We start from the raw sequence: 11,631 nt of genomic DNA, 5'->3' as shown, positions 1-11,631 counted from the left end.
CAAAAAACACTTCAACAAACTGAAATTCAACAGCTTTTATTTCAGACCACTCAAAAACATCCCCAAACAAAACTCAATACACACTCAACAACCTACCCAAACAACAACAAAGGTCGTCTGAAATCAACTTCAGACGACCTTTGTATTTTCTTACTGCCTAATTCAATCAGCCGATTTCGTTATTTTAGTCGGCAAACTGTTTTTTCATACGCTCGCGGCGTTCTTGCGCCTCTACGGAAAGTGTAGCAGTCGGGCGGGCAAGGAGGCGTTTGAGACCAATGGGCTCGCCGGTATCCGCGCAGAAGCCGTACTCACCTTCGTCGATGCTACGGATGGTTGCTTGTACTTTACCTAAAAGTTTGCGCTCGCGGTCGCGGGTGCGTAATTCCAGCGCGTACTCTTCTTCTTGAGTGGCGCGGTCGGCAGGATCGGGAGCCGATTCGTGTTCTTGCAGGTGGCCGGTGGTGGCAGATGCGTTTTCAATCAGTTCGTCTTGCATTTTTACCAGCAGTTCGCGGAAGAATGCCAACTGATCGCTATTCATGTAGTCTTCTTCCGGGCCGTCCCAATTCAAAATGTCTTGTTCTGTCAGCTTTGCCATAATTTTTCTTTCAATCTATTGTGGGAAACGAAATGCTACTCAAGTGGTTTATTTTATTGATTTCTTAGGACTTCTTTTCGCAAGTCCGTTTAGAAATGGCGGCATGATACCATGTTTTCACAGCCGTGGTTTTGATTTTCACTTTTTTGCGATTTGCTTACGTCATACTGCAAATTCTTAATGAACTCGCTGTCTATTGCAGTAGCCACAAGTTGATTTGACGGGTAATTTGAGGCGATAAACTGCTTAACCAAATCCAAAGTAATAATGCCAATATACTACCTGAAAAGTCGTAGCGTCCGTACTTTAAAAACTGCACGGGGGAAAGTATGGGACGATATATTCGTTCCAACGCAACGGAAAGTTGGGAATAGGGATCTTTAATACTGAGCGCCATGCGGATAAACAACCCTATCAACAACACATAAGCCGCTGATTTAATTGTATTCAATGTTGCCAGTATAAAATTGGCGATGATGATTTTTGCGCTGAATGCGGTAGGTTGCGCTACTAAAGTGATGAAGGTGAATACGATGTAATATAACAACAGTCCTGACAACAGGCAGGCGGGGTCGTATTTTTTAACCGGCAGAATTTTATGTAGCGGATTGACCAGCCAATTGGTTGATCGCTTACTGAACGCCAAGAGCGCATGATTTTCACTCAATCCCGCCGCTTGCAGGAAGAGGCGTGCCAAACACAGGATAACGATGCCGTCGGCAAGCAATATCAATAAATCTCCGCGCATTTTCAGACGACCTTATATTGTTGTGCCATTTCCTGCGAACGCTTGACGCAGGCTTCCACGCCTTGGGCAATGGCTTCGGCGACGCGGCATGATTTGAACGTTTCGATGGCTTCGTGGGTGGTTCCACCTTTGGAAGTAACGTTTTGCTGCAGTTTCGCGAAGTCTTCGCCGCTTTGCTCTGCCAAGGCGACTGCACCTTTGAACGTAGCGAGACTAAGGGCGCGGGCATCTTCTTCGCTGAACCCTTGCGCCTGAGCGGCGGCTTGCAGCGCGCCGAGCAGGTAAAAGACGTAGGCGGGGCCGCTGCCGCTAATGCCGGTAATGTTATGCAACTTGTCTTCTTCGTCCAGCCAAACGGTCAAACCGACGGAGCGCATAATCCGGTCGGCGGCGGTGCGGTCGGCTTCGGATACTTCCGCTTCGGCAAACATGCCGGATACGCCCAAACCGATTTTTCCCGGCGTATTGGGCATGGTACGGATGATTCGGCGTGTTCCGCCAAGGTAGCGGCTAAGAGTATCAATAGACAAACCGGCGGCAACGGATAGCACTAATGCGCCATTGACACGAACGTTGCGGCACGCGGCTTCCATGTCCTGCGGTTTGACGGCAAGAATCAAAACGTCGTCTGAATGCAGTTCGGGCAGGGATTCAGAAACTTCAACATTCAATTCTTTTGCCAAACGCTCGCGTTTCTCCGCGCCGCGGTTGGCGATGTGGATGCGGTATCCACCCTGCTTGACCAGTCCGCCCGCGATGGCGGACGCCATATTGCCACCGCCTAAAAAGTAGATGTTCATAAATTTCCTTAAATTTTTAAATGAGATACATTTTCTGAGGTCGTCTGAAATACCTTTTCCACCATACCGACAAAATTTCAGACGACCTTTTTACCAACGGACACTTTCGGGCAGCGATGTTCGGTATAAGCCCTGTTTCTCCAAACAATCCAATCCTTCTTGTTTGAAAGTTTCCGCCAAAGGGCGTTTATCGCGGGTGTGCCAATCCAGTCCGCAAGCTTCAAACTTTTTGATTTTCCTCATGAAATAATCATTAGCTGCGGTACGGTAAGCATTGTCGTTGACGGAATAACTCCCGTCTGCCAAACGTGTTCCGCGGAAATCTTCGATAGAAGGTGGCGGTTCGCCTTTAATTTCCCAAAAATCGATTGCCGCCGGCTTTTTGGGCTTGCACCAGCCTGATAAGGACTCGCATTGATACCAGCCCATCAACCGACAACCCGTTAAGGTCAAACCAAGCAAAACGACCGAGATAATCTGTTTCATTGACCGTCTTTCCCTTTTGGTTCCCGTCTGCCGAAAATCGCGCTGCCGATGCGCACATGCGTTGCGCCGCACGCGACCGCCACAGGCATATCGCCGGACATCCCCATCGACAACACATCCGCGCGAACACCCGCCGCATTCAAGTCGGCAAGCAGTTTCTGCATGGTTTGGAACTGAACGTGCAATGCTTCATCATCGCTGTCGGCTTTGGCGACACACATCAACCCGCGTACAACCACATTCGGCAACTTCGCCACTTCCACCCCCAGCGCGACCGCTTCATCGGGCGCAACGCCGTGTTTCGCCTCCTCGCCCGCGATATTGACTTCGATGCACACCTGCAAAGGCGGCATTTCGGACGGACGCTGTTCGCTCAAGCGGCGGGCGGTTTTCAGACGACCTATCGTATGCACCCAATGCGCGCGTTCGGCGACAAATTTGGTCTTGTTCGACTGCACATCACCGATGACGTGCCAAACAATGTCGGACAAATCCGCGAGCGTTTCCGTTTTCTCGTACCATTCCTGAATATAGTTTTCACCGAAATCACGCTGTCCTGCGGCATATACCTCGCGGATGTCGTCTGAAGGGAAGGTTTTGCTGACGGCAATCAGACACACTTCACCCGCCTGCCTGCCCGCCTTTTGCTCGGCTTCGGCAATGCGGCGGCACACCTCCGCATAATTTTGTTGCAATACCGACATGATTTCTTCCTTTATTACATCAATTACAGCGATTTTGAAAATTTTACTTGGTCTGAACGGTTTATGTATTTAAAATAATACAATTTATCGGAACCTGAACAGGGAAATGCCCGGCATTCCGCGTCCGCATTTTAAATCGGGTTCCGCCTCATTATTCTAAACTAAAACAAGGCCACATTATGCAGATTACCGACTTACTCGCTTTCGGCGTCAAAAACAAAGCTTCCGACCTTCACTTAAGCTCGGAAATGTCCCCCATGATCCGCGTTCACGGCGACATCCGCCGCATCAACCTGCCCGAAATGTCCGCCGAAGAAGTCGGCAACATGGTTACTTCGGTTATGAACGACCATCAGCGCAAACTGTTCCAACAAGATTTGGAAGTGGACTTCTCCTTCGAGTTGCCCAACGTCGCCCGCTTCCGTGTCAACGCATTTACCTCCAACCGCGGCCCTGCCGCCGTCTTCCGTACCATTCCGAGTACCGTATTGACACTGGAAGACCTGCGCGCCCCGCGTATTTTCCAAAAAATCGCCGACAACCCGCGCGGCTTGGTATTGGTAACCGGGCCGACCGGTTCCGGTAAATCCACCACGCTGGCGGCGATGATCAACTACATCAACGAGACCCAACCCGCACACATCCTCACCATCGAAGACCCGATCGAGTTCGTCCACCAAAGTAAAAAAGCCCTCGTCAACCAGCGCGAGCTGCACCAACACACCCACAGCTTCGCCAACGCCCTGCGTTCCGCATTGCGTGAAGACCCCGACGTAATCCTCGTGGGCGAGATGCGCGACCCCGAAACCATCGGCCTCGCGCTGACCGCCGCCGAAACCGGCCACTTGGTATTCGGCACGCTGCACACCACCGGCGCCGCCAAAACCGTGGACCGTATCGTCGACGTATTCCCTGCCGGCGAAAAAGAAATGGTACGTTCGATGCTGTCCGAATCCCTGCGCGCGGTTATTTCGCAAACCCTGCTGAAAACCCGCGACGGCAACGGCCGTGTCGCTGCACACGAAATCCTCATTTCCACCCCCGCAGTGCGCAACCTGATCCGCGAAAACAAAATCGCCCAAATCAACTCCGCGCTGCAAACCGGTCAATCACACGGCATGCAGACCCTCGACCAAGCGCTGCAAACCCTCGTCCGCCAAGGCACCATCAGCCCCGACGTAGCCCGCAGCAAAGCGCAAAACAGCGACAGCATGAACATCGTCTGATAAACACATTCCATTATCGGGAACAAACCAGGTCGTCTGAAAACGCAGTTTACACAACGAGGAAACCCGTTTCCCGTTTTCAGACGACCTCCATAAGGCAGGCACAACACCCAATAACAAACAAACCGCCCGCCGGTCTCAATATTCACTTACTGATAAAGAGTACACAAAATGAGCGAAACAACTCCTTTACACGACTTACTCAGCGAAATGGTGCAAGCCTACTCGCAAAAAAACCAACCGCCGCACATCCCCACCCCTGCCGAAATCGGCACGCACCTCCATCCCCTGCTCGACCGCATGTGCGTCGAAGCAGAAAAACGCGGCGCATCCGACATCTTCATCAGCGCAGGCTTCCCGCCTGCCGTCAAAGTCAGCGGCACCCTAACCCCCGTCCCGCACAAAGCCCTGACCGGCGAAGACACAGCCGCCATCGTCGAATCCACCATGAACCCCGAGCAGCTTGAGACCTTCAACCGCGAATGGGAACTCAACTACTCCGTCCAATCCCGCAGCAACACCCGTTACCGTGTCAACGCCTACCACGAACAAGGCCGCGTCGGCATGGTCTTGCGCCGCATCAACCAAGAAATCCCCGAAATGGAGAGCCTCGGCCTGCCTGCCAAACTCAAAGACCTCTCCCTTTCCCCGCGCGGCCTGCTGATCCTTGCCGGCCCGACCGGTTCCGGTAAATCGACCACCATGGCATCCATGCTCGACTACCGCAACCACAAAATGCCCGGCCACATCGTCACCATCGAAGACCCGATCGAATTCATCTACAAACCCCGCCGCAGCATCTTCACCCAGCGCGAAGTCGGCATCGACACCAACGACTGGAAAATCGCCGTTCAAAGCGCGATGCGTCAAGCGCCCGACGTCGTCTGTATCGGCGAGGTGCGCAGCGAAGCCAGTATGGAATACGCCCTCCAGCTTGCCCAAACCGGCCACTTGTGCGTCTTCACCATCCACGCCAACACCGCCGCCCAAACCATCGAGCGTATCATCAACTTCTACCAAGAAGACCGACGCAAACAAGTCCTCATGGATTTGGCACTCAACCTGACCGGCATCATCGGCCAACGCCTCGCCATCAAGAAAAACCGCAGCCAGCGTACCGCCGTCGTAGACCTGCTGCTCAACACACCCGCCATGCAGGATTTGATTTTCAAAGGCGAACTCATGGAAATCCGCGAACTCATGATGCGCTCCGGCACAGACGGTATGCAGACCTTCGACCAACACCTGTTCGAACTCTACATCCAAGGTCAAATCGAATACGACGAAGCCCTGCGCCAAGCCGTTTCCACCAACGACCTGCGCCTGCGTATCCAAATGCACGAAGAAGGCAACGACCCCGACCGCCTCTACGACCGCATCAGCGATTTGAACCTGATTTCGTAAACACCCGATGTCAGGCAAAACAAAGGTCGTCTGAAAACCTGAAATACGGGTTTTCAGACGACCTTTTTTATATTTTATAGTGGATTAAATTTAAATCAGGACAAGGCGACGAATCCGCGGATAGTACAGATAGTACGGAACCGATTCACTTGGTGCTTTAAGCACCTTAGAGAATCGTTCTCTTTGAGCTAAGGCGAGGCAACGCCGTCCTGGTTTAAAGTTAATCCACTATATTTGATACGGCGATTATCCGCCCTTTATCAAGAAGGTTTTAGGGAGAGCGCAACCATCGGATTGGCTTTAACCAGAGCCAGCACCCAGTTTTACATGAGCGCTAATCTTAATGCCCTCTTTGCCGGAAGAAGCAGATTACCGAATACGATGTTTGCCGTTTCTGTCGATTTTGACCAATTTGACGTCGAATATCAAAACGGAATTCGGACCGATTTTATTGCCAAGCTTTTCTTCTCCGTAAGCGAGTTTGGCAGGAATATAAAAAGTAGCCTCGCCGCCTGCTTTCAAAAGCTGCAAACCTTCTATCCAGCCCGGTATGGTTTGGTCAAGCCGAAAAGAGATAATGCCGCCTACTCCATCATCACTTACACCTTCTTTACTGCTGTCGAAAACAGTACCGTCAATCAGACGGCCTTCATATCCAATATGTACGAGATCGTTTTTCCGAGGCTGTCTGCCTGTTCCTTCTTTGATCATTTTGTATTGCAAACCGGATGCTGTTGTTTTCACGCCCTCTTTAGTGGCATTTTCTTTCAAAAAAGCTTTGCCTTTTTCTTTATTGGCTTGGGCTTCTTCCTCGTATTTTTTCGTTGCTTTAGCTTCAAGTTCTGTCATGATTTCCACCTGCGCTATGCCGGCTTCCGACTCACTCAATTTAGTCTGTTTACCATCGTATACGGACTGTACGGCGTTAAAGAAGGCTTTCATATCAACTTCGAAACCCTGTTCCTTCATCTGTTTCAAGGATTTGCCAATGTCCATACCCATTGCATAGCTGCCTTTTTCATCCAAACTTTTGAAAGATGAAGATGTATCCGATTCAGCAGAAGCCTCGGTCTCTTTTGCAGTTGTACCGTCAAGAGATGAAGGCGTGATCGGAGTTGAAGAAGTATCGGGGGTTTTATTGCTGCAAGCTGTCAGGGAAAACGTGGTAATCAGTGCCAACATGCTTAATTTCAAGATTTTATTCATAGTATTTCTCTTTGGCGGGAAATTGGAAGAAGCAGGGATTATAACCTTCGCATAAAGAAATCAGAAAAAAATCATACAAACACGATAAAAAAGGTCGTCTGAAAACCCAAAAACCCAGTTTTCAGACGACCTTTATCGCGCTTATGGCAATAAAGCCACACCGACCAATGTAAACCGCTAATTAAACCTTTATCATTTTTCCCGCACTCCGCTTCCGCTGCCAAACGCACCCCTCTCCACACAGCAAGGTTCATAAATCTTCATACTTTTCATCGCACTTTACGCAAATTATAAATCGCGCACCTCGATATTTCGGACGACGCAAATTCAGCCGTTTCAATGAATTACAAACGTTAAGCACTTGAGAAGATGGGTAACGCCTCGGCAAAGGCGGTTGCGGCTCATCCGCAAGCATCCGATACTGGATTCGTCGGAAGCAGAAACACGCTTCCTATTTATCCGTGAAGGAGCATTATCATGAAAAAAACCTTACTGACTGTTTTATTGGCTACCGCTTCCGCCATCACTTTCGCTGACGGTTCTTTTACCGGCGCAGGCTTGGAAGTCGGCGCGGGCGCAACCAAAAGTGATGTGCGCAACGTTAATCTGAATGAAAAAACCAAAGGCGACGTTGCCGTACGCGGCAGCTACAACACACAATTCGGACAAAGCAACTGGATTGGCGGCGTTGAAGCCGGTGTTAAACCGCTGCACCGCAAAATCGCGGGCAATGCGAAACAAAAAGTCGATGCCAACGTTTCCTACGTCCAAGGCTACCGCCTGACCGACAATGCGCTGGCTTACGGTAAGGTAGGCTACCACTACGGCCGCTTCGACAATTTGGGCGCGAAACGCAACAATATGAACGGCCTCGGCTACGGCGTGGGCGCGAAATACGCCGTTGCACCGAATGTCGAGGTCGGTGCCGAATGGGAGCAAACCCGTTATAAAAAAGACAATTTGAAAGTCCACAACAACAGCTACATGGCTACTGTCGGCTACCGCTTCAAATAATCTTTTTTAAACAGGCAAAGGTCGTCTGAAACCGGATTTACGGTTTCAGACGACCTTTTTGTCGATTCGAGCATCTTAAACGATGCCCTCTTCTTTCAGCCTTCAGTCTTTGCGCGTTTCCACCAAGACCATTTCGGCGGCGGCGACGGGTTCGGCTTCAACTTTCGGCACATCCGCGCGGCGCAGGCCGGATTCGGGTTCGGGCTGAACCTGTTCAGCAAAAGCGGCGACGGCTTCGGGATTGGTTTCGACGAACACCAAACCGCCTAAGTCAGGCAGCGCGGCAACGGCAGGGACAGTTTCTTCCGGCTCGGTCGCTTCAGCTTGGCCTGCTTCCGGCGCGGTTTGCGGTTCGGATTCTGCTGCTTGGGCGGCTGCGGCGGCCGCTGCTGCTGCGGCAAGAGCTTCGATGGCGGCGGCAGCTTCGCGTTCGGCTTTCCAAACGACCAGCTCTTCCTCCATTTCGGCGACGGCTTCGGCTTCACCTTCGGCAGGGACGGCGGTCATCGGTTGGTAGCCGTCTTCGGTTTCGATGGCGAACACGGAGGTCGGGGTATCTTCAACGCTGCCGATGGCGGAGTCGATGATGCTGCATTCGTCGTCGGTGCTGTCTTCGATCAGGATGCCGCTGTCCGTTTCTTCGCCTTCGATGGAGAACACGAAGGCTTCTTCAGTGGCCGCAACGGGTTCGGAAACGACGACAACCAAAGGCTCGGCACTATCCTCGGGAGCGGGGATGGTTACGGCAAACGGTTCTTCTTCGACAGGCTCGCCCATGACGTGCGCGGCGGCAAAGCGGACTTTGTCGGCGGTATCGTGAATATTCAGGTACTGCTCGATTTTGGCGGCAGACGGAATATTGCGTTTTTTACCGTTTTGACGGCGGTCGCGCTGATTGTTGCGTTCGCGGCGGTCGCGTTGGTTGTTGCGCTCGCGTTGGCGGCGTTCGTTGCCTTTCGGTGCATCGGTATCGGCGGTTTGTACGCCCTCTTCCGCTGCGTTGTCCACTGCTTCGGACAAGGTTTCTTCCGCACGGATTTCCGCTTGTTCGCGGTTGCGTTCGTTACGGTTGTTGTTGCGGCGGCGTTTGCTGCCTTGCGCCTGCTCGCCCGAACGGGATTCGTTTTCAGACGACGTTACGGCGGCGAGTGCTTGGACTTCGAGGTTTTCGGCTTCCGCGGCGGCGTTGCGCTCGTTTTGGCGGTTGCGGCTGCGGCGGTTGTCTTTAGCGTTGCGGGTTTCGTTTTCCGCCGCCTGATTGTCCGCTGCTTTGTCTTTAAAGTCCGCCACTTCGCGCACTTCTACCTTGCTGCCGTCGTGCCTATTGTTACGGCGCGGGTTTTGACGGCGGTTGTTTGCGCGGCGGTTGCCGGAATTGCCGTTGCGATTGTTGCTGCCCGAAGTGCGTTTTTCTGCCACTTCGGCAACAGGCGCGGTTTCGACTGCGGTATTGCCGCCGAAAATGCGTTTGAGCCATGCTTTGAAGGTATCCCACCATGAACCGCTTTTCTGCTCGGATACGGTCGGGGCAGGCTGGGTATGGCGCACGCCTTTAACGGCGGGTTCGGGACGGGCGGCTTTGGCTCTTTCACTGCCGAAAGGTTTGGCAGATTCGTCTTCTTCCGGCTCGGCAACGCGTTTGTAGCTCGGTTCGCCGTCTTCTTCTACGTCGTCGATGCGGATGCGGTTGATTTCGTAGTGCGGGTTTTCCAAGTGGATATTCGGAATCAGGACGACGTTGACGTCCAAACGCTCTTCCATCGCAAACAGCTCGGCGCGTTTTTCGTTCAGCAGGAAGGTAGCAACATCGACGGGCACTTGCGCATGCACTTCGCCGGTATTGTCTTTCATCGCTTCTTCTTGAATGATGCGCAAAACGTGCAGGGCGGTTGATTCGATGCCGCGGATGACGCCGGTACCGGCGCAGCGCGGGCAGGCGACGTGGCTGCTTTCGCCCAAAGCGGGTTTCAGGCGTTGGCGGCTTAATTCCAAGAGGCCGAAGCGGGAAAGTTTGCCCATTTGCACGCGGGCGCGGTCTTTTTTGAGCGCGTCGCGCAGGACGTTTTCAACATCGCGCTGGTGCTTGGGGTTTTCCATGTCGATGAAGTCGATGACGACCAAACCGCCCAAGTCGCGCAGGCGCATTTGGCGGGCGACTTCTTCGGCGGCTTCCATATTGGTTTTGAAGGCGGTGTCTTCGATGTCCGCGCCGCGTGTCGCACGGGCGGAGTTGACGTCGATGGAAACGAGGGCTTCGGTGTGGTCGATCACAATCGCGCCGCCGGAAGGCAGGCTGACGCTGCGGGCAAACGCGCTTTCGATTTGGTGTTCGATTTGGAAGCGGGAGAACAGCGGCGTGTGGTCTTCATAGAGTTTCAGACGACCTACGTTGCTCGGCATGACGTAGCTCATAAACTCGGCAACTTGGTCATAAACCTCTTGATTGTCCACCAGAATTTCGCCGATGTCGGGACGGAAATAGTCGCGGATGGCGCGGATGAGCAGCGAGCTTTCCATGAAGAGGAGGTAGGGTTCGTGGTGCGCCTTGCCAGCTTCTTCGATGGCCTGCCAAAGCTGTTTGAGGTAGTTCAAATCCCATTCCAACTCTTCCGCGCTGCGGCCGATGCCGGCGGTGCGGGCGATGATGCTCATGCCGTTCGGAATATCGAGTTCCGCCATAGCGGCTTTGAGTTCTTGACGCTCTTCGCCTTCGATACGGCGGGATACGCCGCCGCCGCGCGGGTTGTTGGGCATCAATACCAGATAGCGTCCGGCAAGGCTGATGAAGGTGGTCAGCGCCGCGCCTTTGTTGCCGCGTTCGTCTTTTTCGACTTGGACGATGACTTCCATGCCTTCTTTGAGCACGTCTTGAATACGCGCCCTGCCGCCTTCGTAATCTTGGAAATACGAACGCGATACTTCCTTAAACGGCAAAAAGCCGTGGCGGTCGGTTCCGTAATCTACGAAACACGCTTCCAGCGACGGCTCGATGCGGGTGATGATACCCTTATAAATATTACCTTTGCGCTGCTCTTTACCCAGCGTTTCGATGTCCAAATCCAAAAGGTTTTGCCCATCGACAATGGCAACGCGCAGCTCTTCGGCCTGCGTTGCATTGAACAACATTCTTTTCATAATCATTACCTCGCACAGGCGGGCAGCCTTTTCAGACGACCTGCCTGCTCTTTGTCAGACACTCTGCGAGGCGGGCGGGATTGGGCATAGCCCGCGCCCCTTTTCGGCGCGGGATGCAGAAACCCGGATGAGCAATCAGTTTTTGAATTGAAGTCCGCAAGGTTGCACGCCGCCCAAAACAATGCGGCCGTGTGCGGAAGGATACGGATAAAGAAGGCAATAAAGAACAATGCGGCGGAACACTCCGTCCGCCGCCGAAGTCCGGACGGTACAGGCCCGGCTTGAAAAACAGGTAGCCGACATCTTC

The 11,631-nt window shown here is 52.8% G+C and carries 11 protein-coding genes; 3 read left to right on the top strand and 8 right to left on the bottom strand.

Translation table 11 applies throughout. The features are described from left to right. Nucleotides 1-184: 184 nt before the first annotated feature. From dksA to HMPREF2572_RS05110, 5 genes are all read right to left on the bottom strand, one after another. Nucleotides 185-601 (bottom strand): RNA polymerase-binding protein DksA, encoded by a 417-nt coding sequence (dksA, locus tag HMPREF2572_RS05130; RefSeq protein ID WP_003744416.1) that lies wholly within the window; start codon nucleotides 599-601, stop codon nucleotides 185-187. 193 nt (nucleotides 602-794) lie between these two features. Further along, nucleotides 795-1,349 carry a YggT family protein gene (locus HMPREF2572_RS05125; protein ID WP_070496522.1) on the bottom strand — a complete coding sequence of 185 codons (555 nt, stop codon included), beginning with the start codon at nucleotides 1,347-1,349 and terminating at the stop codon, nucleotides 795-797. A gap of 2 nt (nucleotides 1,350-1,351) precedes the next feature. Further along, complete coding sequence (proC, locus tag HMPREF2572_RS05120; RefSeq protein ID WP_070496521.1) at nucleotides 1,352-2,149, bottom strand: pyrroline-5-carboxylate reductase; 798 nt, start codon at nucleotides 2,147-2,149, stop codon at nucleotides 1,352-1,354. 90 nt (nucleotides 2,150-2,239) lie between these two features. After that, on the bottom strand, nucleotides 2,240-2,635 hold the full coding sequence (locus HMPREF2572_RS05115; RefSeq protein WP_070496520.1) for an RNA-binding protein: 396 nt from the start codon (nucleotides 2,633-2,635) through the stop codon (nucleotides 2,240-2,242). Continuing rightward, a complete protein-coding gene (locus HMPREF2572_RS05110; protein WP_070496519.1) occupies nucleotides 2,632-3,339 on the bottom strand; it encodes a YggS family pyridoxal phosphate-dependent enzyme in 708 nt (235 codons plus the stop codon). Before HMPREF2572_RS05110 ends, HMPREF2572_RS05115 begins: the two co-directional genes overlap by 4 nt. A gap of 179 nt (nucleotides 3,340-3,518) precedes the next feature. On the opposite strand from HMPREF2572_RS05110, the gene HMPREF2572_RS05105 reads away from it, so the two are divergent. Both HMPREF2572_RS05105 and HMPREF2572_RS05100 read left to right on the top strand, forming a co-directional pair. Continuing rightward, nucleotides 3,519-4,565, top strand: coding sequence for a type IV pilus twitching motility protein PilT (locus tag HMPREF2572_RS05105; protein ID WP_070496518.1), 1,047 nt, complete (start codon nucleotides 3,519-3,521; stop codon nucleotides 4,563-4,565). Between the two features lie 171 nt (nucleotides 4,566-4,736). After that, nucleotides 4,737-5,969 (top strand): PilT/PilU family type 4a pilus ATPase, encoded by a 1,233-nt coding sequence (locus HMPREF2572_RS05100; RefSeq protein ID WP_003759784.1) that lies wholly within the window; start codon nucleotides 4,737-4,739, stop codon nucleotides 5,967-5,969. A gap of 369 nt (nucleotides 5,970-6,338) precedes the next feature. Here the strand turns inward: HMPREF2572_RS05100 and HMPREF2572_RS05095 are convergent, their stop codons facing one another. Then, the gene (locus tag HMPREF2572_RS05095) at nucleotides 6,339-7,175 is read right to left on the bottom strand and encodes an FKBP-type peptidyl-prolyl cis-trans isomerase (RefSeq protein WP_070496517.1); all 837 of its coding nucleotides are present in this window, start codon (nucleotides 7,173-7,175) and stop codon (nucleotides 6,339-6,341) included. A gap of 71 nt (nucleotides 7,176-7,246) precedes the next feature. Beyond that, entirely contained in the window at nucleotides 7,247-7,429 is a 183-nt protein-coding gene (locus tag HMPREF2572_RS13260; RefSeq protein ID WP_083294157.1) for a hypothetical protein, read from the bottom strand. 223 nt (nucleotides 7,430-7,652) lie between these two features. On the opposite strand from HMPREF2572_RS13260, the gene HMPREF2572_RS05090 reads away from it, so the two are divergent. After that, entirely contained in the window at nucleotides 7,653-8,189 is a 537-nt protein-coding gene (locus tag HMPREF2572_RS05090) for a porin family protein (protein ID WP_003767081.1), read from the top strand. Nucleotides 8,190-8,291: 102 nt separating this feature from the next. Here the strand turns inward: HMPREF2572_RS05090 and HMPREF2572_RS05085 are convergent, their stop codons facing one another. Beyond that, nucleotides 8,292-11,324: an Rne/Rng family ribonuclease gene (locus HMPREF2572_RS05085; protein ID WP_210385291.1), complete on the bottom strand. Its 3,033-nt coding sequence runs from the start codon at nucleotides 11,322-11,324 to the stop codon at nucleotides 8,292-8,294. Nucleotides 11,325-11,631: the final 307 nt, after the last annotated feature.

Origin of the sequence: Neisseria sp. HMSC064E01 (genome assembly GCF_001808875.1) — a bacterium.
GTDB lineage: Bacteria > Pseudomonadota > Gammaproteobacteria > Burkholderiales > Neisseriaceae > Neisseria > Neisseria sicca_A.
Note: the sequence above shows the minus strand (reverse complement) of the source record. Positions and strands in the feature narration are given on the sequence as shown.